24 protein-coding genes and 2 tRNA genes are annotated in these 26,005 nt (G+C 38.7%); 24 read left to right on the forward strand and 2 right to left on the reverse strand.

Features of this window, described 5'->3' with window-relative positions; all coding sequences use genetic code 11:
• The 6 genes from DVW83_RS00840 (at position 1) to DVW83_RS15160 (ending at position 2,265) form a co-directional block, all read left to right on the forward strand.
• A complete protein-coding gene (locus tag DVW83_RS00840; RefSeq protein WP_104661006.1) occupies positions 1-450 on the forward strand; it encodes a GNAT family N-acetyltransferase in 450 nt (149 codons plus the stop codon).
• 75 nt (positions 451-525) lie between these two features.
• Positions 526-1,410 (forward strand): ROK family protein, encoded by an 885-nt coding sequence (locus DVW83_RS00845; RefSeq protein ID WP_104661007.1) that lies wholly within the window; start codon positions 526-528, stop codon positions 1,408-1,410.
• Between the two features lie 87 nt (positions 1,411-1,497).
• Entirely contained in the window at positions 1,498-1,731 is a 234-nt protein-coding gene (locus DVW83_RS00850; RefSeq protein WP_104661008.1) for a DUF2969 domain-containing protein, read from the forward strand.
• Positions 1,732-1,818: 87 nt separating this feature from the next.
• Positions 1,819-1,899, forward strand: a tRNA-Tyr gene (locus tag DVW83_RS00855).
• Positions 1,900-1,904: 5 nt separating this feature from the next.
• Positions 1,905-1,976, forward strand: a tRNA-Gln gene (locus tag DVW83_RS00860).
• A gap of 118 nt (positions 1,977-2,094) precedes the next feature.
• A complete protein-coding gene (locus tag DVW83_RS15160) occupies positions 2,095-2,265 on the forward strand; it encodes a hypothetical protein (RefSeq protein ID WP_167591943.1) in 171 nt (56 codons plus the stop codon).
• A 53-nt stretch (positions 2,266-2,318) separates the two neighbouring features.
• On the opposite strand, the gene DVW83_RS00865 is transcribed toward DVW83_RS15160, so the two are convergent.
• Positions 2,319-2,930 carry a TetR/AcrR family transcriptional regulator gene (locus tag DVW83_RS00865; RefSeq protein WP_104661009.1) on the reverse strand — a complete coding sequence of 204 codons (612 nt, stop codon included), beginning with the start codon at positions 2,928-2,930 and terminating at the stop codon, positions 2,319-2,321.
• A 176-nt stretch (positions 2,931-3,106) separates the two neighbouring features.
• Here DVW83_RS00865 and DVW83_RS00870 point away from each other — a divergent pair, with 176 nt between their 5' ends.
• Both DVW83_RS00870 and DVW83_RS00875 read left to right on the forward strand, forming a co-directional pair.
• Positions 3,107-7,345 (forward strand): 2-hydroxyacyl-CoA dehydratase, encoded by a 4,239-nt coding sequence (locus DVW83_RS00870; RefSeq protein ID WP_104661010.1) that lies wholly within the window; start codon positions 3,107-3,109, stop codon positions 7,343-7,345.
• A gap of 506 nt (positions 7,346-7,851) precedes the next feature.
• The gene (locus tag DVW83_RS00875) at positions 7,852-8,559 is read left to right on the forward strand and encodes a GntR family transcriptional regulator (RefSeq protein WP_104661275.1); all 708 of its coding nucleotides are present in this window, start codon (positions 7,852-7,854) and stop codon (positions 8,557-8,559) included.
• Between the two features lie 224 nt (positions 8,560-8,783).
• Here the strand turns inward: DVW83_RS00875 and DVW83_RS00880 are convergent, their stop codons facing one another.
• A complete protein-coding gene (locus tag DVW83_RS00880; RefSeq protein ID WP_104661274.1) occupies positions 8,784-9,422 on the reverse strand; it encodes a YigZ family protein in 639 nt (212 codons plus the stop codon).
• Between the two features lie 128 nt (positions 9,423-9,550).
• Here DVW83_RS00880 and DVW83_RS00885 point away from each other — a divergent pair, with 128 nt between their 5' ends.
• The 16 genes from DVW83_RS00885 to phoU all read left to right on the forward strand — a co-directional run bounded on the left by DVW83_RS00885 (position 9,551) and on the right by phoU (position 25,957).
• Positions 9,551-9,838: a DUF7662 domain-containing protein gene (locus DVW83_RS00885; protein WP_025479974.1), complete on the forward strand. Its 288-nt coding sequence runs from the start codon at positions 9,551-9,553 to the stop codon at positions 9,836-9,838.
• Between the two features lie 99 nt (positions 9,839-9,937).
• Entirely contained in the window at positions 9,938-10,261 is a 324-nt protein-coding gene (locus DVW83_RS00890) for a PTS sugar transporter subunit IIB (RefSeq protein WP_104661273.1), read from the forward strand.
• A 194-nt stretch (positions 10,262-10,455) separates the two neighbouring features.
• A complete protein-coding gene (locus DVW83_RS00895) occupies positions 10,456-11,730 on the forward strand; it encodes a DEAD/DEAH box helicase (RefSeq protein ID WP_104661272.1) in 1,275 nt (424 codons plus the stop codon).
• Entirely contained in the window at positions 11,727-12,413 is a 687-nt protein-coding gene (locus tag DVW83_RS00900; RefSeq protein ID WP_104661271.1) for a ComF family protein, read from the forward strand. Before DVW83_RS00895 ends, DVW83_RS00900 begins: the two co-directional genes overlap by 4 nt.
• A 135-nt stretch (positions 12,414-12,548) precedes the next feature.
• Positions 12,549-13,103, forward strand: a complete 555-nt coding sequence (gene hpf, locus DVW83_RS00905; protein ID WP_104661270.1) for a ribosome hibernation-promoting factor, HPF/YfiA family — start codon at positions 12,549-12,551, stop codon at positions 13,101-13,103.
• 220 nt (positions 13,104-13,323) lie between these two features.
• Positions 13,324-15,858 carry a preprotein translocase subunit SecA gene (secA, locus tag DVW83_RS00910; protein WP_005880429.1) on the forward strand — a complete coding sequence of 845 codons (2,535 nt, stop codon included), beginning with the start codon at positions 13,324-13,326 and terminating at the stop codon, positions 15,856-15,858.
• A 132-nt stretch (positions 15,859-15,990) separates the two neighbouring features.
• Positions 15,991-17,089 (forward strand): peptide chain release factor 2 gene (gene prfB / locus DVW83_RS00915; protein WP_181039333.1). Its coding sequence is split into 2 segments (ribosomal slippage): positions 15,991-16,062 and positions 16,064-17,089, totalling 1,098 coding nucleotides; the frame shifts between segments, so codons are not numbered across the junction.
• A gap of 103 nt (positions 17,090-17,192) precedes the next feature.
• The gene (gene ftsE, locus DVW83_RS00920; protein ID WP_005880425.1) at positions 17,193-17,879 is read left to right on the forward strand and encodes a cell division ATP-binding protein FtsE; all 687 of its coding nucleotides are present in this window, start codon (positions 17,193-17,195) and stop codon (positions 17,877-17,879) included.
• Entirely contained in the window at positions 17,872-18,756 is an 885-nt protein-coding gene (gene ftsX / locus DVW83_RS00925) for a permease-like cell division protein FtsX (protein WP_308666479.1), read from the forward strand. The genes ftsE and ftsX overlap by 8 nt, the downstream gene beginning before the upstream one ends.
• Before the next feature lie 348 nt (positions 18,757-19,104).
• Positions 19,105-20,553: a cardiolipin synthase gene (cls, locus tag DVW83_RS00930; protein WP_137238904.1), complete on the forward strand. Its 1,449-nt coding sequence runs from the start codon at positions 19,105-19,107 to the stop codon at positions 20,551-20,553.
• 342 nt (positions 20,554-20,895) lie between these two features.
• Entirely contained in the window at positions 20,896-21,750 is an 855-nt protein-coding gene (locus DVW83_RS00935) for a phosphate ABC transporter substrate-binding protein PstS (protein WP_104661266.1), read from the forward strand.
• Positions 21,751-21,867: 117 nt separating this feature from the next.
• Positions 21,868-22,788, forward strand: a complete 921-nt coding sequence (gene pstC, locus DVW83_RS00940) for a phosphate ABC transporter permease subunit PstC (protein ID WP_016177414.1) — start codon at positions 21,868-21,870, stop codon at positions 22,786-22,788.
• Positions 22,788-23,672, forward strand: a complete 885-nt coding sequence (gene pstA, locus DVW83_RS00945) for a phosphate ABC transporter permease PstA (protein ID WP_104661265.1) — start codon at positions 22,788-22,790, stop codon at positions 23,670-23,672. The genes pstC and pstA overlap by 1 nt, the downstream gene beginning before the upstream one ends.
• Positions 23,673-23,686: 14 nt before the next feature.
• A complete protein-coding gene (gene pstB, locus DVW83_RS00950) occupies positions 23,687-24,493 on the forward strand; it encodes a phosphate ABC transporter ATP-binding protein PstB (protein ID WP_016177416.1) in 807 nt (268 codons plus the stop codon).
• A gap of 15 nt (positions 24,494-24,508) precedes the next feature.
• A complete protein-coding gene (pstB, locus tag DVW83_RS00955) occupies positions 24,509-25,267 on the forward strand; it encodes a phosphate ABC transporter ATP-binding protein PstB (protein WP_104661264.1) in 759 nt (252 codons plus the stop codon).
• A 12-nt stretch (positions 25,268-25,279) separates the two neighbouring features.
• The gene (gene phoU, locus DVW83_RS00960; RefSeq protein ID WP_005880407.1) at positions 25,280-25,957 is read left to right on the forward strand and encodes a phosphate signaling complex protein PhoU; all 678 of its coding nucleotides are present in this window, start codon (positions 25,280-25,282) and stop codon (positions 25,955-25,957) included.
• Positions 25,958-26,005 lie beyond the last annotated feature (48 nt).

Below are 26,005 nucleotides of genomic sequence, written 5' to 3' on the forward strand. Positions count from 1 at the left end.
ATGTTCACCACATTAGATAAGCAGCATCTTCCATGGAAGCTATTATTAGATGCAGACCCTGATAAAGAAAAAATCCAAATGTATGTAGATACGGGCTCCGGCTTTGTTTGGCAAGTAGCTGATGAAATAAAAGGGGTCATCGTGTACAATAATAGAGAGACAGAATATGAGATCATGAACGTTGCTGTTGACCCTAGCGAGCAAGGAAGAGGAATTGGCCGTCAATTATTGCTTCACACGATCAAACACCTTAGAGAGGGTAAAAACGCCCAAAACAAAATAATCATTCGGACAGGTAGTGTGTCATCTGCTGCCCTCCATCTTTATAAAAAAGTTGGATTTGTGGAAGTTTCCAGGGATATCGACTATTTTGTAAAAAATTATCCTGAACCCATCTATGAAAATGGAGAGTTGCTACGTGATCAAGTGACTTTGGAATTGATGATCTAAAAAATAAAGTGCTTTCAAAAAGGCATAGGATATTTTACAATAGACGTAGTAAGTAAAAAAGGAGAACAGACGAGCATGGGAATTTTAGCTTTTGATTTTGGCGGTTCTGCAGTGAAATATGGATATTGGAATGGCGTATCACTTGAGGAAACTGGACAATTTCCAACTCCAGATACTTGGGAAAAAATGAAAACGGATTTATACCAGATATATGACTCATTATCAGCTACTTTGAGCATCGAAGGGATAGCCATCAGTTCACCAGGTGTAGTGAATAATGAAAAACAAAGGATTGAAGGAATCAGTGCCATTCCTTATATCCATGGATTCAATATTTTTGAAGAGTTAGAGCAATTGTTTTGTCTACCTGTGACGATCGAAAATGATGCAAATTGTGCAGGGATGGCAGAATTTTACGAAGGTGCAGCGAAAGCCTATCAAAATGTAGCATTTGTGGTGATTGGCACAGGTGTTGGTGGAGCAGTGTTCATGGATGGGAAGATCCATAAAGGAGCCCATCTATACGGTGGGGAATTCGGGCTGATGTTATTAGACAACAATCAAACATTTAGTCAGCTAGGAACTGCGGTAAGCATGGCTTGGCGATACTGTGAACGAAAAGGCCTAGCAAAAACGGCCTATAGCGGAAAAGAAGTATTTGCATTAGCTGGACAAGGCGATCAGATCGCTAAAGAAGAAGTCGACCGTTTTTACGATTATTTGACGAAAGGGCTATTTAGTATCCAATTTACTTTTGATCCAGAAGCAATTGTCATAGGTGGCGGTATCTCAGCAAAAATAGACTTGCTTAAAGAAGTGAATCAACGGATGAAACAGTTGACCACTCACTATGAATTGAATGATTTTGCTCCTCAACTCTTGCTATGCGACTACCGAAATGAGGCGAATCTAATCGGTGCAGTAGCTAATTTTTTTGCAACAGCAAGAGGAGATTCGTAACAAATTTTCTGGGGGAAAAAGTCTTTTGGGCGTAGACGATGTATTCCCCTTTCAAATATGATAAACTATCATGGAGGTGGGAAAAAGATGTCAAAAAAGAATAAAGATATAGAAGTTCGTATTGAAGAAGTAAAAAAGAATATCAATGGAAAAACATATGAGGTCACACAGTTATTTATAGGCAAAAAATTGATCGGTGAAATTTTAGCTTATGGACCAAAAGAATTTGAAATTTTCTTTGGGGAAGAAGATTTTGGCAAAGAAAAAACCCTTGAAAATGCAATAGAAACAGTGATTCGTCACTGGAATCTGCATGACTAAAAAAATATCAAAAAAATTTTCAATAAAGGGTTGCAAAAATCTGGGAAATTAGGTATTATAACTAAGTCAGGTTGATACAGACCTTTTGGAGGAGTAGCGAAGTGGCTAAACGCGACGGACTGTAAATCCGTTCCTTAGGGTTCAGTGGTTCGAATCCACTCTCCTCCATTCATTGGGGTATAGCCAAGCGGTAAGGCAAGGGACTTTGACTCCCTCATGCGTTGGTTCGAATCCAGCTACCCCAGTTTTTACGAGTGATCATTGAGAATCGCTCTTTTTTTTTGCAAAAAACACCTTGTTTCTTGAAGATTCTACCAATTTAAGCTAGAGTAAGTATAGAAGATAGAAATGGAGGCAGGAAAAATGAGATGGAAAGAAAAAGTTGATGAAACTGCAGAAAAGATCTATGATTTAATGAAATCAGAAAAATACAATGTGGAAGTCCATTTTCCAAAAAAATCTGATAAAGTTGTACAGATAACATCTAAACGCCCCACGAACCATACGAAAAAATGGCTATCAAAAAACCGCTAATAATAACAAAAATCTCTAGAAATCTTCTTTTTTACTGATTTCTAGAGATTTTGTTATTTAACGACTTCGATTCCTAGGACGGTCAAGTGTCCGTTACCGACTAATTTAACGACTAATGCGGCAAGTTCTTCAGGTGTCATATCTGTGTCACTTGTGATCCACCAATGAAGAGTACCAACAAAAATAGAAGTCATATATTCCGTGATGAAATCGATTGGAACTTCTAACTGGCTCTCTTTGATTTGTAAGTTGTCAAAAATACTCGCGTATTTATCATACAAAAACATTTCCAACTTTTTTCGAAATAATTCAATCGATGCTCCATCCATCGTAGTTAAGAAAAGCACTTTATTTTTCTGGATATTCACATAGATCGTTGTTAATGCACGAATGATATGGTTCAACTTGATTCGATTGCCATCAACCAATGGTTCTAAATCCAAGACAGACATAAAAACTTCAATGGCAATATCAAAGATCTGTTCATAAAGATCTTCTTTGTTTTTAAAATGGGCATAAAAAGTTGTTCGATTGATCATCGCTTCATCTGCGATTGCTTGGATCGTGATTGATTCATAATTTTTTTCTTTTTCTAGTAAGTGGACAAAAGCTTCCACAATCATTTTGTGGGTGCGCTTTACTCGAAGATCTGTTTTATTCCCCATAAAATTTCCTCGCTTATTTTTCGACATTTCACATTATTTTGTTGCTTATCTCACAAACTACAATAGTTTGCTTATTGCAAAAACTTAAAAAGGTACCTAAAATATACATAAGTAGTATAACAGACAATTCGTTATATATTCAACAAGGTGTCCGTTAAAAGAGAGTGGGAGAAAATATGAGTTTAAAAGCGGGGATCGATGTCGGTTCGACGACCGTCAAATTAATTGTAATAGATGAACAAGGAAAGACGATTTATTCTAAGTATGAACGACATTACTCAGATGTCAAAAAAGCAGCGTTACAAACATTTAAAGAAGCGCAAAAGTTGGTTGCTGAGCAGCCTCTTTCGATTGCAATCACAGGATCAGGTGGAATGGGATTAGCAGAGATGTTAGATATCTCCTTTGTTCAAGAAGTCATTGCCTGTACACGAACGGTAGAGGAAATCATACCGGAGACAGATGTAGCAATCGAATTAGGTGGTGAAGATGCGAAAATCACATTTTTTGAAGGCTCTTTGGAACAGCGGATGAATGGTAGTTGTGCAGGAGGCACGGGAGCATTTATTGATCAAATGGCTTCTTTACTTAAAACAGACGCAAATGGAGTCAATGAATTAGCTAAAAATTACCAACAAATTTATCCGATCGCTTCGAGATGTGGCGTTTTTGCAAAAACGGATGTTCAACCACTGATCAATGAAGGTGCTGATCGTTCAGATATAGCAGCGAGTATCTTTCAAGCTGTCGTGAATCAAACCATTGCTGGACTTGCAGCTGGTCGTAAAATCAAAGGGAAAGTCGCATTTTTAGGTGGACCGCTTTACTTCATGTCTGAACTTCGTCAACGATTCATCGATACGTTGAATCTAACCCCAGAAGATGTCATTTTTCCAGAAGATCCGCAATTGTTTGTGGCGATGGGCGCAGCATTTTATGCGGAGGAATCTGAGCCAACCACAATGGCGAAACTCATTGACACGTTAGAAAACGGGAACCAAGCCCAATTAAATCCTTCCAAGACATTGACTCCTTTATTTAAAGATGAAAATGAACTTGCTCAATTTCGTCAAAGACATGCAAAAGCACAGGCTTCAGAAAAAAATCTTTCTGAACATCACGGTGTCGCATTTTTAGGTATCGATGCAGGATCAACTACAACAAAAGTAGTCTTGATAAATGAAGATGGCGATATCTTATTTTCTTTTTATGGCAATAATGAAGGACAGCCTTTAGAAACAACGATGGCAGTTTTAAAAGACCTCTATGAACAGTTGCCAGAAGATGTCTATATCGGAAAGGCAGCCGCTACTGGGTACGGCGAAGCATTAATCAAGAATGCACTCAAAGTCGATATTGGTGAAGTTGAAACAATGGCACATTATAAAGCTGCAAATTTCTTTCAACCAGGTGTTGACTTTATTTTAGATATCGGCGGACAAGACATGAAAGCTATGACTATCAAAGAGGGTGTGTTATCTTCGATTCAGCTAAATGAAGCTTGTTCTTCAGGTTGTGGTTCCTTTATTGAAACATTTGCCAAATCTTTGAAATATGACGTAAGAAGTTTTGCGCAAGCAGCAGTCGAGTCGCAAGCACCAGTTGATCTAGGTTCACGTTGTACTGTTTTTATGAACTCAAAAGTAAAACAAGTACAAAAAGAAGGGGCATCTGTAGGCGATATCTCTGCAGGGCTTTCTTATTCAGTTATCAAAAATGCATTATATAAAGTAATCAAAGTAAGAAGACCAGAAGAACTTGGAGAAAAAATCGTTTGCCAAGGTGGCACTTTTTATAATGAAGCTGTGTTACGTGCATTTGAACTGATTAGTGGCAGAGAAGTCGTACGTCCATCCATTGCAGGACTGATGGGGGCTTATGGAGCTGCTTTGATTGCACTGGAAGATTATGAAGTTGGCGATGAAAGTACTATTCTTTCTTTAGAAGAATTGGCTCAATTTACTTCTGAAAAAGAATTTACTCATTGTGGTCTTTGTGAAAACAATTGTATGTTAACTGTCACTCTTTTTTCTGATGGACGACGTTTTATTACAGGAAATCGTTGTGAACGTGGCGCACGTATCAAAATCAAAAAAGAAGATAAAAAGGTCAACTTAGTCGATTATAAGTACCGTCGTTTGTTCAAGTATCGTCCACTTCGAAAAAAAGAAGCTGTCAATGGAACGATCGGGATACCACGTGTACTGAATATGTATGAAAATTATCCACTATGGCATACATTCTTTTCTGATCTAGGATTTAGAGTAACTTTATCTCCTCGTTCAAACAAAGAACTGTATGAACAAGGAATGGAAACAATCCCTAGTGATACGGCTTGTTACCCAGCTAAATTGACACATGGTCATATCCAAGCGCTAATTGACTCGGGTGTCTCAAGGATCTTTTATCCAGGAGTCATCTTTGAACGTCCTGAATTTGCGGGTGCAGACAATCATTTCAATTGTCCGATCGTACAAAGCTATCCAGATGTCATCCGCAATAATGTCGATGATATCCGTGCAGGCAAAGTAGATTATCGCAATCCTTTTCTGAACTTAGCAAACGAAGCTTCTGTTGCAAAGGTCCTACATCAGACATTTTCTGATTTTGGTTTCACAGAAGAAGAAGTAGCCACAGCTTTGCATCATGGCTATGAAGAACTCGATTCCTTCAAACGAGATATCCAACAAAAAGGGGAAGAAACGTTAGTCATGTTGAACCAGAAAAATCAACGAGGAATCGTTCTTTCTGGAAGACCGTACCATCTAGATCCAGAAATCAACCACGGAATCGCTGAAGTCATCACACAAGAAGGATTCCATGTCTTGACGGAGGATAGTATTTCTCATCTAGGAGATGTAGGAAATCTTCGTGTGGTCAATCAATGGGTCTATCATTCACGTTTATATGCAGCTGCAAGGGTAGTCGCAAAATCGAAAAATCTTGAATTGGTTCAACTAAACTCATTTGGTTGTGGGATCGATGCGGTCACAACAGACCAAGTAGAAGAGATCATGGATCAATATGGCAAGATCTACACGGTGCTTAAAATTGATGAAGGATCGAATCTGGGTGCCATCAGGATTCGGTTACGTTCACTAAAAGCCGCAGTAAATGAACGGGAAAAACGACAATTTGAACCTGTTAAACGGTTTGAAGAACCTGAAAAAATCACTTTTACGAAAGAAATGAAGGAAAAACATACATTGTTATTACCGATGCTTAGTCCGATCCATCAATCAGGTTTAGTGGATGTCGCACTAAATGCTTCTGGATATCATGTGGTTTGTCTACCAGCAGAAGACAATGAAGCAATCAATGTAGGCTTAAAGTACGTCAACAATGACGCTTGTTACCCTGCAATCATTTCGATTGGTCAGATAGTAGAAGCTCTTGAAAGCGGCAAGTATGACTTGGAAAATACAAGCGTTATGATGACACAAACTGGCGGAGGTTGCCGAGCAACGAACTATATCCCACTTTTACGTAAAGCATTGAATGATGCTGGCTTTGGACAAATCCCCGTTGTTTCTATCTCAATGGGAAATCAAGGGGTAGAGTCTAATCCAGGATTTAAGTTTACTTTGCCTATGCTTAAACGTGTAGCTATTGCCTTTTTATATGGGGATCTCTTCGAAAGAGTCGTTTATCGCACGCGCCCTTATGAATTGGAAGAAGGCAGTATCGATCGATTGCATCAAGAGTGGCTGAAAAAAGTAGAAAAGAATGTGCGTAACGGTTCAATCACTTTATTCAACAGCAACATGAAAAAAATCATCCAAGCGTTCGATATTGTTCCGATTTCTTTTGAAAAGAAACCCAAAGTTGGTGTAGTTGGCGAAATTTTAGTGAAATACTCACCAACAGCTAACAATGATATCGTTCGACTATTAGAAGCAGAAGGTGCTGAAGCAGTCGTTCCAGACATCATCGGCTTTATGAACTATTCGTTGTATAACCAAATTTGGAAGTATGAACAACTTGGAATGTCGAAACAAAGCAAAATGCTTGCTCAATTTGCAATCAAAATGATCGAATGGCTCGAAAAACCAATGGATAAAGCATTACGCAAATCTGAACGTTTTGACGGAATCCAATCGATTGATGACTTGGCAAAAGATGCTAGCCAGATACTTTCAATCGGGAATCATACAGGTGAAGGGTGGTTCTTGACTGGTGAAATGATCGAATTACTAAAAAATGATGTGCATAATATCGTCTGCATGCAACCTTTTGGCTGTTTACCAAATCATGTCGTGGGCAAAGGAGTAATCAAAGAATTACGACACCGCTACCCTAATGCGAATATCGCAGCAATCGATTATGATCCAGGTGTATCCATCGTCAACCAGTTGAATCGTATCCGTTTGATGATGGCAACAGCAAATAAAACGTTGGAGAAACAGAAAGCATGAGCGTACATCTCCACTTCTGAATAGTAAAAAATATTTTTTGAAACAGTTCTATTGTGAGGATGATGCTAAAACAGAAGTATTCAACCTAGAGAAATAAGTAGGGATTCATGAAAATTACTTTTTAGCTTTTGATGGGTTTCGACTTATTTTCGAAGGAGTTGCTTCTGCTCCCACCGTTTCGAGAAGAGGTCGAGACAAAAGTCGTTTAGGTTTGATAAAATGGAGAGAAAAGAGGCTGGGACAGAATTGTTTCTTACTTTTGTCCCACGTTTTTTTTTTTTGATATTTCCGGAAAAACTGATTTTTGGATGCCGTCTATTGGGAATTAGAGTCTGTAGCAAAACTGATTTTTAGATTTGTCCCACATTTGTTCCTTTTTTTGAAAAAGCCACGCTTATCGAAAGATTGCAAAAAAGAGGGGATTTAGCTAGAAGCGGTACTCTTTTCGGTTGTGAATCAGGTATATACCAGTTATAATAGAAGAAACGAAAGGACGGGTATACGATATGTCGAATCAATTACCAGTATATATACAAATTCATGATCAGATCAAAAGTGAAATCGAACAGGGCATCTGGAAAATCGGTGATCGTCTTCCTTCTGAAAGAGAATTAGCTGTAAAATTCAATGTCAGTCGAATGACTTTGAGACAAGCGATTCAGAATCTAGCTGATGAAGGGATCTTAGAAAGAAAAATCGGTTCAGGTACATATGTCGCGCGTAAAAAAGTACAAGAAAAGATGACAGGTGCGACAAGTTTCACTGAAATCATGGAATCACAGAACCGAGTACCTTCCAGTCGAACGATTTCTTATTTTTTGACGTCTCCTAGTTCTAGTGAGATGGAAAAATTGAATCTGCAAAAAGAAGACACGATCTTACGTATGGAACGTATTCGTTACGCAGATGATATTCCAATCTGTTTTGAAGTAGCAAGTGTTCCTCAAAAAATCATCGATGCATACAGCAAAGCTGAAATAACCGAATCGCTTTATCGAACGCTTGAAGAAAAAAGCGGAAATAAGATTGGGACAGCAAATCAAACCATCACGGCTGTGTTAGCATCTGAAAAGATCGCTGAGTATTTGGAGATCAAAAGAGGGGATGCGGTGTTGCGTTTGAGACAAATCTCTTATTTTGAAGACGGCACGCCATTTGAGTATGTACGTACGCAGTATGTAGGCAATCGTTTTGAATTTTATTTAGAAAAATAGTAGCAGGACATCTATTGGATAGAGGCTGGGACAGAAGTATTTAACTTCAATGATCAAGTTGAAGTTAAATACTTCTGTCCCAGCCTCTTTTTTGAAATTTCCGAAAAACCGGACTTGTGGACGTCGTTTATTGGGAATTAGAGTCTATAGCAAAACTGGTTTTTAGATTTGGCCCACGCTCTTCATTTTTTGAGTGTCGACAAGCAACAAAAGGGTCACTTGACTTATTTGTTGATCAGTTGTTCATGATAAGAAACAGCACCATCGGTAAATGAGACTTGGCCGTTCATCAACTCAATGATGGATTCTTTAAAAGAAGCCACGCTATCTTCTGTGACCAAGCAAACTACAGTCACTTTATCTGTATAATTCGTTTCTTTGATCGTTAGCTGATTGAGTGTAAGATAGTTTTCTAATTTGCCTAATTGAGGATAGGTGATATGAACGGAAATCTCTTGTTGCAAGGTACCTTTTACGATTCCGATCTCTTCTAAAGCATGTGAAACAGCATGCGTATACGCTCTGATCAGCCCCCCAGTACCAAGTTTTGTACCACCGAAATAGCGGGTAACGACCGCTATAACATTGATCAGTTCATTTTTTTTCAGCACTTCCAACATCGGTATACCAGCCGTTCCACTTGGCTCGCCATCGTCACTGCTTCTTTGGATCTCATTTTTTTCTCCGATCACGAATGCGCTACAATGATGATTTGCTTTCCAATGTTCTTTTTTTATTGTTTGAATAAAATCTTTTGCTTCCTCTTCAATTGTGACTCGCTTGAGAGAGCAGATGAAACGTGATTTTTTGATTTCGATTTCACTTTGTCCGTCTTCTTTGATCGTTTGATAACTATGAAGCATGGTACTCACCTCTTTCACATTACAGTCAATAGTAAAAGTATAATGAATTCAGTCCATTGTTTCAACATTTATAACGCTTGCGAAATCAGAAGAGTGTGAGATAATAAAAGAAGAGAGGTGAGATGGGGATGAAAGAACGTACAAAAAAATATGATGCCATTACGCAATATTTAAAAAACAATGGTGGCTCGCAAATTACTCTGACATTTACTCAAATCGATGAACTGCTCTTTCCCAGTTATGGCCTCCCTAAATCTGCCAGACAAAGTACTGATTGGTGGGCGAATGATTATAAGCATCCTGAAAAAGGTGCATATGGTTGGATAAATGCTGGTTACGAAGTAGTGGTAATCAATCTGAAAAAGGAATATGTTGTTTTTAATCAGCTAGTTAAATCAAGTTGGTTATTTGATTGAATGAAATTTTAAGAAACCTTTGACATTCTCTTTCTATTTTGTATAATAGGCACACAGGCGGAAAAGAAAACGCTTGCTTTACAAAAAGGAGAGAGTAAAATGACAAAGAAAACAATCATGCTCGTATGTTCAGCTGGGATGAGTACCAGCTTACTTGTAACAAAAATGCAAAAGGTTGCCGAAGAAGAAGGAATCGACACAGATATTTTTGCAGTATCCGCTTCTGATGCAGATAATCATTTAGCCTCAAAAGAGGTAGATGTTCTATTATTAGGGCCACAAGTTCGTTTTATGAAAGCTGACTTTGAAAAACGGTTAGAACCAAAGGGGATTCCGTTAGATATCATCAATATGGCTGATTACGGTCTGATGAATGGCGAAAAAGTATTGCAACAAGCGCTTCGTTTGATTGAATCTAAATAATAAATCAACAGGCCAGAAGGAGTGTTTACTTCTGCTCCCGCCGTTCACACGAAAGTCTAAGACAAAAGTATTTCTTACTTTTGTCTTAGACTTTTTTTATAATCCTCACGTTTTGGCATATTTAGTTATGGGAGGTGATCCGAGTAAATACTAAGCTTTACGGGAGGCGATTACTCACAAGAGAACTGAACGAAATGGAAGAACCGTCTTTTCAAACGATTCCCTATAAAAAAGTCCCAGCAGTTGTTTTGGAAAAAAATTGGCTCATCTGTAGTCGCTGTGGGACAAGAAACCGAAAAAAGAACTGTCGATTAACTGAGAACTTGTATTATTGTACCCATTGTCTATTTTTGGGACGATGTGACAGTAGCCAGCAGTTATTTTTGTTTTGTCAGCCGTCATTACCAAAACGTCCCATTGCATTTGCTTGGACTGGCCAACTAACCTTTTTGCAAAAAACGATTTCAGATGCTATCGTCAACAGCCCAGCGAAACAGCATCATTTCATCTGGGCAGTCACAGGGGCAGGAAAAACAGAAATGCTCTATGGAATAATCAAGAAAACCTTAGAGATGGGTGGCAGAGTCGTATTGTCTTCTCCAAGAGTGGATGTCTGCAATGAATTATTCCTCCGCTTTGATAAAGTATTTTCAGAAGAAAATATTTTGCTACTTCATGGAAAAACAAAGCTAACTAACCGATTTAGCCCATTTGTGATCTGCACGACACATCAACTTTACCGTTTTTATCAAGCCTTTGATTTGGTTGTGATCGATGAAGTGGATGCATTTCCTTACGCAGACGATCAAGGACTTTCCTTTGCTGTGCAGACTGCGATCAAGCCAACAGGTAGATTTATCTATTTAAGTGCTACACCAGCTGAACGTTTATTAAAAGAAATTCGTATGGTGTTTCAAATACACCGTTTGCCTTTGCGTTTCCACCAGCGATTACTTCCTGAACCAAAGCTGTTTTTTTGGAATGCTTGGCAGAAAAAATGTCTGTCAAAGAAGAAGATCCGCCCTTTGATACGTAAACTTGAACAGTTATTGGCACAAAATCATGTATTGCTTTTTTGTCCAAGCATCGAGATCATGGAACGCTTGACACGACTTTTGATAGAAAAAATGCCAGATTACAGAATAGCAAATGCTTCTGCTCGCGATCCAGATCGCATAGCGAAAGTGGCAAAAATGCGAGAAAAAAAGTATGATATCCTACTGACAACGATGATTCTTGAGCGAGGAGTGACTTTTGAAAAAGTCTCAGTGGTCGTTTTAGGGGCGGATCATCGTGTATTTACAAAATCTTCATTGGTACAGATCGCTGGGAGAGCAGACAGAAAAGGCGCTTTTTCGAATAGTGAAGTGTACTTTTTCTATGAAGAAAAAACAATAGCTATTATACAAGCTTGTCGCGAAATTAAAGAGATGAATAAGCAAGGCAAAAGATTGCGAGGTCAAAAATGAAATGTTGCTATTGTCATTGCCGTATGATACACGACTTAAACATCAAGGAACTTTTTTGGCGAGTAAAAAAAGTTCCACAGTTATGCAGTGATTGTACTGCGTTGTTCCAGCAAATTCCTAAACAAGGAAGATGTCCGCGTTGCGCAAAGCAGTTCACGGAGAAGAGTAAGATTTGTCAGGATTGTTTCACATGGCAAAACAAGTTTCCTGATTATGATTTTGTCCATCACGCTTTTTTTGTGTACGATCCTGCCTTTCAAGAATGGTTGAATCAGTATAAGTTTATGGGAGATATCCGCCTTTCAGGAACATTCGCTGCTTACTGGAAAAATTTACAAAAGCAACACTCAGAAGCCATTTTTTGTCCAGTTCCTCTGTCAAACGAACGATTAGCTGAGAGAGGCTTCAATCAAGTAAGTGAAATGCTAGTAGCAGCGGAGGTTGATTATCAGATGTTAGTGACTCGTATCCATCACTCAAACCCACAAGCAAAAAAAACAAGAAATGAGCGATTAGCCAGCATCCAACCATTTGGTATTACGGTCGATCCGTCTGTAATAAAGGGGAAAACTATTTTTGTGATCGATGATGTTTATACGACTGGGCAGACGTTATTTCATGTAGCCAGTTGCCTTTTGCCTCATCAACCAAAGAAAATCCGGACGTATTCTTTAGCGCGATAAATAAATATTAGAAACTGATGGAATTGATAGCGATTTAGTTTGCAAATACATTAGAGTTCGATATAATAGTATTAAGAAGAGGGAAAGAGTGGTCCTTCTCCTTCTTGATTGTGGTAGACGAAAGGGGTAATTTTTATGTTTAGATATAATGTACGCGGTGAAAATATCGAAGTGACTGAAGCGATTCGGGACTACGTTGAGAAAAAAGTAGGAAAATTAGAACGTTACTTCAGTGACGCACCAGATGCTACAGCCCATGTAAATTTAAAAGTTTATACTGAAAAAACAGCGAAAGTGGAAGTAACTATTCCATTACCTTATCTTGTATTACGCGCCGAAGAAACTTCACCAGATCTATATGCAAGTATCGATTTGGTCGTTGATAAATTGGAACGTCAAATCCGCAAATTCAAGACAAAAATCAACCGTAAATCTCGCGAAAAAGGAATCAATACAGCAGATGCGGCGGTTTTATTCAATAATGAAGCTGATGGAAATGAAAGTGATTCTGAATTAGATATCGTTCGTACGAAACGCTTGTCATTGAAACCAATGGATAGTGAAGAAGCTGTTTTACAAATGAACATGTTGGGTCATAATTTTTTCATTTTTGAAGATGCGGACACAAACGGTACAAGTATCGTTTACCGTCGTAAAGATGGAAAATACGGTTTGATCGAAACAGATTGATAAATAACAACTAAATCAGTAAAAATTGACTTGCAGCACTCTTAAAAGGGGTGTTGCGAGTCTTTTTTCACTTTTTCTAAGATGAGGAAATATGAATTAATTATGAAGTTCTCACTTTAATCGTCTTAAGATATTTCAATTATTAGTGACTAATGCTAAAATGGAAGGTATAGTCTACATAGTCTGGATAATATATGTAAAAAAGGAGATTACACAACGTATGGCCAATTTTATTCGTTCGATTATCGAAAATGATAAAAAAGAACTAAAACGTTTAGATAGCATTGCCAAAAAAGTCGAAGCCCACGCTGACGAAATGGCAGCATTAACAGATGAACAATTACAAGCAAAAACAGCTGAATTCAAAGCTCGTTATCAAAAAGGTGAAACATTAGATCAATTATTACCTGAAGCATTTGCGGTCGTTCGTGAAGCGGCAAAACGTGTTTTAGGTTTGTACCCATACCATGTCCAATTAATGGGTGGGATCGTCCTTCATGATGGGAACATTCCTGAAATGCGTACTGGTGAAGGGAAGACGTTGACTGCCACTATGCCAGTTTATTTGAATGCATTGACTGGAGAAGGGGTACACGTTGTTACGGTCAATGAATATTTGGCAACTCGTGACTCCACAGAAATGGGAGAACTATACAATTTCTTAGGCTTGACGGTAGGATTGAACATCAATTCAAAATCAGCAGATGAAAAACGTGAAGCTTATCTTTGTGACATCACATACAGTACGAATAACGAATTAGGGTTCGATTACTTGCGGGACAATATGGTCGTTTATCGTCATCAAATGGTTCAACGTCCATTGAACTATGCGATCGTCGATGAAGTAGACTCCATTTTGATCGATGAAGCAAGAACACCGTTGATCATTTCAGGACAAGCAGAAAAATCAACTGCTTTGTATACAAGAGCTGACAATTTCGTCAAACGATTGAAGGAAGAAGAAGATTATAAAATCGATGTTCAGTCTAAGACAATCAGTTTAACAGAAGCAGGAATCGAAAAAGCAGAAGAAACTTTCGGCTTAAAAAACCTATATGACATTGAAAATACAGCATTGACGCACCATCTTGACCAAGCGTTACGTGCAAACTATATCATGCTCTTGGATATTGATTATGTTGTTCAAGAAGGAAAAGTATTGATTGTTGACCAATTTACAGGACGTATCATGGATGGACGTCGTTATTCAGATGGATTGCATCAAGCGATCGAAGCAAAAGAAGGCGTAGAGATCGAAGACGAAACCAAAACAATGGCTACGATCACCTTCCAAAATTACTTCCGTATGTATAAAAAACTTTCAGGGATGACAGGTACAGCAAAAACGGAAGAAGAAGAATTTAGAGAAATCTATAACATCCAGGTTTTCCAAATACCAACCAACCGCCCAGTTATTCGTGATGACCGAGCAGATCTATTGTATCCTACATTGACAAGTAAGTTTCATGCAGTCGTCCAAGATATCAAAGATCGTTACCGCAAAGGGCAGCCTGTACTAGTAGGTACTGTCGCAGTTGAAACCTCTGAACTGCTTTCTGATCTATTGAATCGTGAACGGATTCCTCATGAAGTCTTGAATGCGAAAAATCACTTTAAAGAAGCAGAAATCATCATGAACGCCGGTCAAAAAGGCGCAGTTACGATCGCAACCAATATGGCTGGACGAGGTACAGATATCAAGCTTGGTCTTGGTGTTCGCGAATTAGGTGGTTTAGCCGTTATCGGGACAGAACGTCATGAATCACGACGTATCGATAATCAGTTGCGTGGACGTGCTGGTCGTCAAGGGGATCCAGGGATGTCTCAATTTTATCTTTCGTTGGAAGATGATTTGATGAAACGGTTTGGTTCTGAACGTATCAAAGCATTCTTGGACCGTATGAAGATTGGTGAAGAAGATGCTGTGATCCAAAGCAAAATGCTATCTAAGCAAGTTGAATCTGCTCAAAAACGCGTAGAAGGAAATAACTACGATACACGTAAAAACGTCTTGCAATACGATGATGTTATGCGTGAACAACGTGAAGTGATCTATAAACAACGTCAAGAAGTCATCATGGAAGAAAAGAGCCTTTCTAAACCATTGATGAACATGGTAAAACGCACGATCAGTCGTGTCGTCGATGCGCATACACAATTAGAAAAAGAGAATTGGAATCTGGAAGGGATCGCTGATTTCGCTGGTAGTACACTTGTCCATGAAGATAGCATCTCTGTTGACGATCTAAAAGGAAAAGAACCACAACAAATCAAAGAATACTTGAATGAATTAGCACAGGAGATCTTCAATACGAAAGCCGCTCAACTGAACGGTCCTGAACAATTGCTTGAATTTGAAAAAGTAGTGATTCTGCGAGTGGTCGATTCAAAATGGACAGATCACATCGATGCGATGGACCAGTTACGTCAATCAATCGGTCTGCGCGCCTATGGACAAAATAATCCATTAGTTGAATATCAAACAGAAGGCTACAAAATGTTTGAAGACATGGTCGGAGCCATCGAATATGAAGTTACACGTATCTTTATGAAGGCAGAAATTCGTCAAAATGTTCAACGTGAACAAGTATCACAAGGCGAAGCAGTTCAACCGACAACTGGTGACGCAAAAGAAAATAGCAATACAAATGCGAAAAAACAACCAGTGCATGTGAACAAAGTAGGCAGAAACGATCCATGTCCTTGTGGAAGCGGAAAAAAATATAAAAACTGTCATGGAAAAGATGAAAACTAATTTTTGACAGTAAAGTTGGTGAGATCGGTTCTTTTTGATTAAGAATTGACTCACCTTCTTTCTGTTAAGAAACGATTCTGGTAAACTAAAGATACTTAAAATAAATTGTAGTCAAAAGAAAGAGGGATAAATATGGAAATTTCAGAGATTCGCAACCTATTATCTGAAATGCGAGAAAAGGTCACAAGTTTCAGGAGGTCTCTTTGACTTAGACCAATTAGAAGAAGATATCGCTGAAGCAGAAGCTAAAATGGCGGAACCTGGATTCTGGGATGATAGTGAAGCCGCTCAGAAAGTAATCAACGAAAATAACGCGAACAAAGAAACCTATGACCAATTCAACGCATTAGCAGAAGAATTGGAAGAATTAGAGTTGATGGTGGAGATGCTGCAAGAAGAACCAGATGCACAAATGCAGCAAGAAGCAGAAGAAAGACTGCAAACATTAGATGAAAAAATGAAAACCTATGAATTAGCGATGCTGTTAGATGGACCGTATGATCGGAATAACGCAATTATCGAGTTGCATCCAGGGGCAGGTGGTACAGAATCGCAAGACTGGGGAAGCATGCTCTTACGTATGTATACTAGATGGTCGGAACAGCATGGCTATCAGGTGGAAACTCTTGATTATCAAGCAGGAGATGAAGCAGGGATCAAAAGTGTCGCCTTGCTGATCAAAGGCCATAATGCTTACGGATATCTAAAATCAGAAAAGGGTGTGCATCGACTTGTACGGATCTCGCCATTTGATTCGGCGAAGCGTCGTCACACGTCCTTTTGTTCAGTAGATGTCATGCCAGAATTAGACGAAACGATCGATGTTGCAATCAATCCCGATGATTTGAAAATCGACACGTATCGAGCAAGTGGTGCGGGTGGACAGCATATCAATAAAACAGAATCAGCTGTACGGATCACCCATCTTCCTACAGGTACGGTAGTTGCCAGTCAAGCACAACGGTCACAATTGAAGAATAGAGAACAAGCAATGGGCATGCTGAAAGCGAAACTTTACCAACTTGAAGTGGAAAAGAAAGAACAAGAAGCTGCCGCTTTGCGAGGAGAACAAAAAGAAATTGGCTGGGGATCACAGATACGTTCTTATGTTTTTCATCCATATTCAATGGTCAAGGATCATCGTACGAATGTTGAAACTGGGAATGTCCAAGCGGTAATGGATGGTGACCTGGATCTCTTTATCGATGGTTATTTAAAGATGCATCTTTGATTAGTTGAAGATAAATGACATAAAATTGTAAGATTTTGAAAGCAAGATGAAACATTACCATGCTATAATGGTAAAAGACTGAAAAAGATATGGAGAGAACGCCATGATTGAAATGAAGGATGTAATGAAGAAGTACTCAAATGGTACGACTGCAATCCGAAATCTTTCGGTTGTTATCGATCAGGGAGAATTCGTCTATGTAGTTGGTCCATCAGGGGCTGGTAAATCTACATTCATCAAATTGATGTATCGAGAAGAAAAAGCTACAAAAGGAACACTAAATGTTGCTGGACATGATTTGTTAGAAATCAAAAATCGTGAGGTTCCTTATCTGCGCAGAGAGATCGGCGTAGTATTCCAAGATTATAAGTTACTCCCAAGAAAAACAGTATATGAAAATGTTGCTTATGCGATGCAAGTTATCGGACGTAAGCCTCGAGATATCAAAAAACGTGTTATGGAAGTATTAGATTTAGTGGGATTGAAACACAAGGTCCGTGTATTTCCAAGTGAACTATCTGGTGGGGAACAGCAACGGGTTTCGATTGCTCGAGCAATTGTCAATACGCCTAAAGTACTGATTGCAGATGAACCTACTGGAAATTTGGATCCCGAAAACTCATGGGAAATCATGAAATTACTGGATCGGATCAATGCTCAAGGAACGACGGTCGTTATGGCAACCCATAACAGTACGATCGTTAATACAATTCGTCACCGGGTAATCGCCATTGAAAATGGTCGGATCATTCGTGACCAAGCGGAAGGGGAATATGGATACGATGATTAGAACCTTTTTCCGTCACATATTAGAAAGTATCAAAAGTTTGAAGCGTAATGGCTGGATGACAGTTGCTTCAGTCAGTGCTGTAACGATCACATTAACTTTAGTTGGTTTATTTATGGCAGTCATCATGAATGCAACCAAAATTGCTGAAGACATCGAAGGAAATGTAGAAGTTTCAGTTTTCATCGATATTGGTACAAATGAGAAAGATATGAAAAAACTCGAAAGTGAGTTAAAAGAAATCGATCACGTAAAAAATGTGACATTTTCAAGTAAAGCACAAGAACTGAAAAAAATCCAAAATGCGATGGGTGACTCATGGAGTCTTTTTGAAGGAGACAACAATCCTTTATATGACGTATATGTTGTTAGTACTACTGATCCATCCTATACCAAAGAGGTATCAGAAGCTGCTGCTAAGCTAGCAAATGTTTCGCGAGCAGATTATGGTGGAACCTCTTCCGATCGGATACTTAAGATTGCTAGCGCTGTTCGTACTTGGGGATTAGCTGCTGCTGCGTTGTTATTATTCATTGCTATGTTCTTGATCTCCAATACGATCCGAATCACCATCCTTTCACGTCAAAGAGAAATCCAAATCATGCGACTGGTTGGTGCTAAAAACGGTTATATTCGCTGGCCATTCTTCTTAGAAGGTGGCTGGATCGGTTTGATTGGTGCAATCATTCCTGTATTGATCATCACATTTGGTTATGATCAAGCATTCCAAGCACTGAACCCAACACTTTTACGTTCACATTATTCAATGATCCATCCTCAAGATATTGTATGGAAAATCAATCTATTGATGGTTGGTATCGGTGTGATCATCGGTTCATTAGGTTCAATTATTTCAATGAGACGTTTCTTGAAATTCTAAAAGACTTTTTGTTTGCCCCCTCATTTAGCAAGGAGCGATTAAAGTCAATCCAATATACACAAAATAGAATCTAGAAAGTGACCCAATAATCTAAAACAAAAAAAGCATCTCTTGTTAAATTCACGTTATAATGAATTCAATAAGAGATGCTTTTTCAATGGAATCAACTTAGTCGATTCAGGTCAAAAAGGGTGTACAGATAAAATAAGAGAAAATTCTTCATCCCACTAGGTGGGGGTTGTTCTTCCTGTTTTGCTTCTTTGTTTTCTATCATTTTTATACTTTCGCTTTACTTTAAAAAACAACTTAGTTATTCTTAAGTAGTTGAAAAAGTAAAGAGGTGAAACTATGGGATTGATTGTTGATAATTTTTTTACCTTTATCTTGATTCTAAATATTTTATTATCCTTTGTTATCGTATTTCGTGAGAGAAAAGAAACAGCTCAAACATGGGCATGGTTGTTAGTGTTGATGTTTATTCCGATCGTTGGCTTTATTTTGTATATTTTCTTAGGAAGAGGGATTTCTAAAGACAAGATTTTCGATTTGAAAATACAGGGTAAGATCGGGAAAAACCTTGAGATCGAGGAAGATAAACAAGCATTGATGCGGGGATTGTATCCTCACCCGCCAACAGGACTGGTAGATGTAAAGCAGTTGATCTACATGTTGACTGTTTTTGAGAGTACATTGTATACGACAAGAAATAAAGTTACTTTGTTTACGGATGGACGAGAGAAGTTTGATGCGTTGCTGGAAGATATCAAATTGGCAACAGATCATATCCATTTACAATACTATATCTATCGAAGCGACAAACTGGGAGTTGAGGTTCGAGACGCATTGATTGATGCGGCAAAGCGAGGCGTTAAAGTAAGGGTCCTTTTAGATGCATGGGGATCAACGCAAGTAACGGCAAGTTTTTTTGATGGCTTGAAAGCAGCTGACGGTGAAGTCGCTTTCTTTTTTCCATTATTTGTACCTTATATCAATCCACGGATCAACTATCGAAATCATCGTAAAATTGTTGTGATCGATGGGAAGATTGGATACACTGGCGGATTCAATATGGGAAATGAATACTTGGGACAAGTGCAAAAATTTGGTTACTGGCGCGACAACCATTTACGGATTCATGGTGAAGCTGTATATGCGTTACAAAACCGCTTTTTGATGGATTGGAATTCACAACATACGAAAGAAGTCAGTTATGATCCAAAGTTCTTTCCACAAATAAAACCGAGTGGAGATATGGCACTACAAATTGTAACGAGCGGCCCAGATACGGAGCATGAACAAATCAAGATGACCTATCTAAAGATGATTTCTTTAGCCAAAAAAGAGATATTGATACAGACACCGTACTACATACCGGATGAATCAATTCATGAAGCCTTAAAATTGGCTTTGCTTTCAGGTGTGAAGGTCCATATGCAAATTCCTAATAAACCAGATCATCTTCTTGTTTATTGGGCGACATACTCTTTTGCGGCGGAATTACTTGAATACGGTGCGGTGATCGAAACATATGAAAATGGATTTATCCATGCGAAAACAATGATCATTGATAATGGGGTCGTTTCAGTTGGATCAGCGAATATCGATGTTCGATCGTTTAGACTCGACTTCGAAGTAAATGCTTTGATCTATGATGAACGGATGGCTTCACAAGTGCGAAAAGCCTTTTTTGATGATTCAAAAGTCTCGCAACCATTAACGAAAGAAAAATATGAACAACGTGGAACGATCATTAAATTCAAAGAGGGATTAGCACGCTTGATCTCGCCATTACTATAATAAGGATCAATTCAAAAAGGACATAAAACGCACGTCAGGGACGTTGTCTTATGTCCTTTTTTGTCGGGGCCATTTCTGTAGTCTGTCAGAAATGGAGAAAGCGTCTCGCATGAGCGGATTGACTTTGGGGTATCTCTTGTTTTTTGGGGAAAGCAAGAAATAAATCAATATATGCTTTTTAAAGAGACACATTTCAAAGCCAGTATAGCATAGAAACACTCAATGAGATAGTATTTTTTTTATTTATATAATTGTTTTTTGTTATTTAATGAATTCGATTCGTTTTCAATTATTCGCTAAAATGTTAAAATGAACTTAATTTAGGATTGAAGGAGATTTCTAATGAAAAAATCAAAATTACTCTTACCCATAATAGGATTAACGATTCTTTTATCTGGTTGTTCCAAATGGATTGATCGTGGCGAGTCGATCACCGCTGTCGGTTCATCTGCACTACAACCTTTAGTTGAAACGGTAGCAGAAAGTTATCAAACAGAAAACCCCGGAAAATTCATCAATGTACAAGGGGGAGGAAGCGGTACAGGCTTGTCACAAGTCCAATCAGGCGCAGTTGATATCGGGAATTCAGATTTGTTTGCAGAAGAAAAATCAGGGATCGATGCTTCTGCTTTAGTGGATCATCGTGTAGCTGTCGTGGGAATAACACCGATTGTGAACAAAGGTGTCGGTGTCAAAGACATTTCTATGGAGAATTTAAGAAAAATATTTACCGGCGAGATCACGAATTGGAAAGAAGTTGGTGGAAAAGATCAACCAGTGGTTATTTTAAATCGCGCTTCTGGAAGCGGTACACGCAGTACCTTTGAGAAATGGGTATTAGATGGTGAAACAGCTATCCGCGCACAGGAACAAGACTCAAGCGGGATGGTACGGCAGATCGTGGCAGATACGCCGGGAGCAATCAGCTATGTCGCATTCTCGTATGTAACAGATGATGTAGCAACACTGAGTATTGACGGTGTCGCACCTAAAGATGAGAACGTCACAACGAATAAATGGACGATTTGGGCGTATGAACATATGTATACAAAGAGCCAGCCAAAAGAGTTAACAAAAGAATTTCTAGAATACATTCTTTCTGACGATGTACAGAATAATATTGTTGGAGCATTAGGTTATATCCCTGTTTCAAAGATGGAAGTGGAGCGAGATTGGGAAGGAAACATTGTAAAATAACTGCCTTTACACAAAATTTACAAACTTAGCATAAATTTTACATGTTATTAAACTCAAATTGATGTTCACTTTGTACACTGAATAAGTATGTTAGACCTGATTAGGGGGGAATCATCTGTGGAAGATGTGAAAAAAGCATTATTAACAAAATCCAAACGTTCAAAAATGGAACAACGCGGCAAATTTATCAGTTTTCTCTGTATCGCGCTGATCGTTGTCGTAGTGTTAGCAATTTTTTATTTTGTTGCCAGTAAAGGTTTAGCAACCTTTTTTGTCGATAAAATCAATGTGTTTGATTTCTTGTTTGGCACAAACTGGAATCCAGGACAAGTAGGGGCAAATGGAAAACCGATGGTAGGCGCATTGCCGATGATCGCAGGTTCGTTCATCGTCACATTCCTATCAGCGATCATCGCTACTCCTTTTGCAATCGGTGCAGCAGTATTTATGACGGAGATCTCTCCAAAGAATGGAACGAAAATTCTGCAACCGGTCATTGAGCTATTGGTCGGTATTCCATCTGTTGTTTATGGGTTCATCGGTTTATCTGTCGTTGTTCCGTTCATCCGTAGTATTTTTGGTGGAACAGGATTTGGTATCCTAGCAGGGACATTTGTCCTTTTCGTCATGATCTTACCAACAGTAACGACAATGACGGTCGATGCGCTAAAGGCAGTACCAAGACATTATCGTGAAGCATCTTTAGCGTTGGGAGCGACAAGATGGCAAACGATCTATAAAGTAGTTTTACGTGCCGCTATACCTGGAATATTGACTGCCATCGTTTTTGGTATGGCTCGTGCATTTGGTGAAGCATTAGCAATTCAAATGGTCATCGGTAACGCTGCGTTGATGCCGACAGGATTGACGACACCAGCTTCAACATTGACTTCTATTTTAACAATGGGAATCGGTAATACGATCATGGGAACGACTGAGAACAATGTTTTATGGTCATTGGCATTGATCTTGCTATTGATGTCATTATTCTTTAATATCGTGATTCGAATGATCGGTAAGAAAGGGGCACTGAAATAATGAACGCAAAACGCTCTGACAAAATCGCCACAGGCATCCTCTACGTGATTTCAGGGATCATCGTGTTGATCTTAGCGGCTTTACTCTTATATATTCTCGTTCGAGGGGTTCCTCATATTTCTTGGGCCTTTCTGACTGAACCATCTAAAGCTTACCAAGCAGGCGGTGGGATCGGTATCCAGTTATTTAACTCGATTTACTTACTTATCATCACAATGATCATCAGTTTCCCGCTCTCATTAGGAGCAGGTATTTATCTTTCTGAATACGCTGGAAAAAATTGGGTGACAGATATCATCCGCACTTCGATCGAAATTCTAAGTTCTTTACCATCAGTAGTTGTCGGTCTATTTGGATTTTTAGTATTTGTTATTCAATTCCAATATGGCTTTTCGATCATCTCTGGAGCACTGGCATTAACAGTATTCAATCTACCTTTGCTGACAAGAACAGTCGAAGAATCATTACAAGCTGTTCATTACACACAAAGAGAAGCAGGATTAGCATTAGGCCTATCTCGTTGGGAAACAGTTATCCGAGTCGTGGTACCGGAAGCAACACCTGGGATATTGACAGGTGTCATCTTAAGTTCAGGAAGAATCTTTGGAGAAGCAGCTGCATTGATCTATACAGCTGGACAAAGTGCACCTGCACTTGATTTTTCGAACTGGAATCCATTAAGTGTTTCCAGTCCGATCAGCATTTTCCGTCAAGCTGAAACATTAGCTGTTCACATTTGGAAAATCAATACAGAAGGAACGATGCCAGATGGTGTTGCTGTGTCAGCAGGGGCATCAGCAGTTTTGATCATCGCTGTATTATTGTTCAACTTTGCTGCACGTGCGATCGGCAAACGTTTATACCGTAAAATGACTTCAGCTTAAGGAGAAGAAGTAAGATGAAAGAATATAATTGGAATGAAACAAATATCATCACAATGGGACAAGAAAAAGAAGTCGCTTTGTATACGGATGATCTTCATGTTTGGTATGGCGATAACGAAGCAATCAAAGGGGTAGACTTAGCTTTTGAGAAAAATAAGATCACTGCATTGATTGGACCATCTGGATGCGGAAAATCAACTTACTTACGTTCATTGAATCGGATGAACGACGGGATCGCGAATACGAAAGTTACTGGAAAGATCATGTATAAAGATGTGGATATCAATGCACCGCAAATCGATGTATATGAAATGCGTAAACGTATCGGGATGGTTTTTCAGCGACCGAATCCGTTTAGTAAATCTATTTATGAAAATATCACGTTTGCACTGAAACAACATGGTGAAAAAAACAAAAAGAAATTAGATGAGATCGTAGAAACTAGCTTGAAACAGGCTGCTCTATGGGATCAAGTGAAAGATAGCTTGGATAAAAGTGCTCTTGCTCTATCTGGAGGACAACAACAACGATTATGTATCGCCCGTGCGATCGCAATGAAACCAGATATTCTGTTGTTAGATGAGCCAGCAAGTGCATTAGATCCGATTTCTACAGGAACAGTAGAAGAAACATTAGTTAACTTAAAAGAAGACTACACGATCATCATCGTGACGCATAATATGCAACAAGCTGCACGTATCAGTGATTATACTGCTTTCTTCTATCTAGGAAAAGCAATCGAATACGATAAGACGAACAAGATATTTACCAGACCAAAAATTCAGGCAACCGAAGATTATGTGTCCGGTCACTTTGGTTAAGACGGAGGACTTGTTATGGCAAAAGAAATAATTTCATCAAAAGATCTTCACTTATATTATGGAAAAAAAGAAGCATTGAAGGGGATCGATTTAAGTTTCAATCAAGGTGAGATCACAGCAATGATCGGTCCTTCCGGTTGTGGGAAATCAACTTATCTGCGTTCATTGAACCGAATGAATGACCTGATTCCAGGTGTTACGATCACCGGTAGTGTTCTTTATAAAGGAAAAGATATCTATGGACCAAAGACAGATATCGTTGAATTGCGAAAAGAAATCGGCATGGTATTCCAACAACCAAATCCGTTTCCATTCTCAATCTATGAAAATGTGATCTATGGATTAAAGTTAAAAGGTGAAAAAGACAAAAAAGTTCTCGACCAAGTAGTCGAAGAAAGTTTAAAAGCTGCATCAGTGTGGGAAGATGTCAAAGACAAATTGCATAAAAGTGCGTTATCTTTATCAGGTGGGCAACAACAACGGGTTTGTATCGCCCGAGTATTAGCAGTCAATCCAGAAATCATCTTGCTTGATGAACCAACAAGTGCGCTAGATCCAGTATCGACTGGGAAAATCGAAAGTATGCTCTTGGAATTAAAAGAAAGATATACTATGATTATAGTTACGCATAATATGTCTCAAGCTTCACGTATTTCGGATAAAACAGCCTTTTTCTTAGATGGACATTTGATCGAATTCAATGACACGAAAAAGATTTTCATGAATCCAGAAAAAAAAGAAACAGAAGACTATATCTCAGGAAGATTTGGATAGGGAGGAAATGAAATGTTACGGACACAATTTGAAGAAGAATTACTGAATCTTCATAATCAATTTTATGAGATGGGGATGATGGTAAGTAGTGCAGTGCATAAATCCGTTCGTTCTTATATCAAACACGATAAAGCACTTGCGCAAGAAGTCATTGAAAATGATATCAAAATCAATGATATGGAAACACGTCTAGAGAAAAAAAGTTTTGAGATGATTGCTTTACAACAACCGGTTACTACGGACTTGCGGATGATCATTACTGTGATGAAGGCTAGTTCTGATTTAGAGCGGATGGCCGATCACGCTGTATCTGTTGCCAAGTCTACGATCCGTGTGAAGGGACAAACGAGGATTCCAGACATTGAGAAAGAAATTTCAGATATGTCAGATTACGTAAAAAAAATGGTGGACAATGTGTTAGTCGCTTACGTGAAAACAGACGAAAAAGATGCACGTACGATCGCAAATATGGATCAGCGCGTCAATGATTACTTCAACCGTATTTATAATGCTACAATAAAAAATATGCAAGCAAACCCTGAAACAGTCATCAGCGGAACCGATTATTTAAATGTTGCTAGCTACTTAGAACGTATCGGTGATTATGTTACGAATATCTGTGAATGGATCGTCTACTTGGCTACTGGAAAAATCACAGAATTGAATACGAACCACAATGAGATTTTTTAAAAATGAATCAAAAAAGATGAAAGCCATAAAATCCAAATCCGGATTTTT

The organism is Enterococcus sp. VV15 (genome assembly GCF_005236045.1).
GTDB classification, from domain to species: Bacteria; Bacillota; Bacilli; order Lactobacillales; family Enterococcaceae; genus Enterococcus_B; species Enterococcus_B durans.

Bases quoted from the DNA above. Each gene is read 5' to 3' on its own strand.
- DVW83_RS00840 (WP_104661006.1), top strand. From the start codon at position 1: ATGTTCACCACATTAGATAAGCAGCATCTTCCATGGAAGCTATTATTA.
- DVW83_RS00845 (WP_104661007.1), top strand. From the start codon at position 526: ATGGGAATTTTAGCTTTTGATTTTGGCGGTTCTGCAGTGAAATATGGA.
- DVW83_RS00850 (WP_104661008.1), top strand. From the start codon at position 1,498: ATGTCAAAAAAGAATAAAGATATAGAAGTTCGTATTGAAGAAGTAAAA.
- DVW83_RS15160 (WP_167591943.1), top strand. From the start codon at position 2,095: ATGAGATGGAAAGAAAAAGTTGATGAAACTGCAGAAAAGATCTATGAT.
- DVW83_RS00865 (WP_104661009.1), bottom strand. From the start codon at position 2,930: ATGGGGAATAAAACAGATCTTCGAGTAAAGCGCACCCACAAAATGATT.
- DVW83_RS00870 (WP_104661010.1), top strand. From the start codon at position 3,107: ATGAGTTTAAAAGCGGGGATCGATGTCGGTTCGACGACCGTCAAATTA.
- DVW83_RS00875 (WP_104661275.1), top strand. From the start codon at position 7,852: ATGTCGAATCAATTACCAGTATATATACAAATTCATGATCAGATCAAA.
- DVW83_RS00880 (WP_104661274.1), bottom strand. From the start codon at position 9,422: ATGCTTCATAGTTATCAAACGATCAAAGAAGACGGACAAAGTGAAATC.
- DVW83_RS00885 (WP_025479974.1), top strand. From the start codon at position 9,551: ATGAAAGAACGTACAAAAAAATATGATGCCATTACGCAATATTTAAAA.
- DVW83_RS00890 (WP_104661273.1), top strand. From the start codon at position 9,938: ATGACAAAGAAAACAATCATGCTCGTATGTTCAGCTGGGATGAGTACC.
- DVW83_RS00895 (WP_104661272.1), top strand. From the start codon at position 10,456: ATGGAAGAACCGTCTTTTCAAACGATTCCCTATAAAAAAGTCCCAGCA.
- DVW83_RS00900 (WP_104661271.1), top strand. From the start codon at position 11,727: ATGAAATGTTGCTATTGTCATTGCCGTATGATACACGACTTAAACATC.
- hpf (WP_104661270.1), top strand. From the start codon at position 12,549: ATGTTTAGATATAATGTACGCGGTGAAAATATCGAAGTGACTGAAGCG.
- secA (WP_005880429.1), top strand. From the start codon at position 13,324: ATGGCCAATTTTATTCGTTCGATTATCGAAAATGATAAAAAAGAACTA.
- ftsE (WP_005880425.1), top strand. From the start codon at position 17,193: ATGATTGAAATGAAGGATGTAATGAAGAAGTACTCAAATGGTACGACT.
- ftsX (WP_308666479.1), top strand. From the start codon at position 17,872: ATGATTAGAACCTTTTTCCGTCACATATTAGAAAGTATCAAAAGTTTG.
- cls (WP_137238904.1), top strand. From the start codon at position 19,105: ATGGGATTGATTGTTGATAATTTTTTTACCTTTATCTTGATTCTAAAT.
- DVW83_RS00935 (WP_104661266.1), top strand. From the start codon at position 20,896: ATGAAAAAATCAAAATTACTCTTACCCATAATAGGATTAACGATTCTT.
- pstA (WP_104661265.1), top strand. From the start codon at position 22,788: ATGAACGCAAAACGCTCTGACAAAATCGCCACAGGCATCCTCTACGTG.
- pstB (WP_016177416.1), top strand. From the start codon at position 23,687: ATGAAAGAATATAATTGGAATGAAACAAATATCATCACAATGGGACAA.
- pstB (WP_104661264.1), top strand. From the start codon at position 24,509: ATGGCAAAAGAAATAATTTCATCAAAAGATCTTCACTTATATTATGGA.
- phoU (WP_005880407.1), top strand. From the start codon at position 25,280: ATGTTACGGACACAATTTGAAGAAGAATTACTGAATCTTCATAATCAA.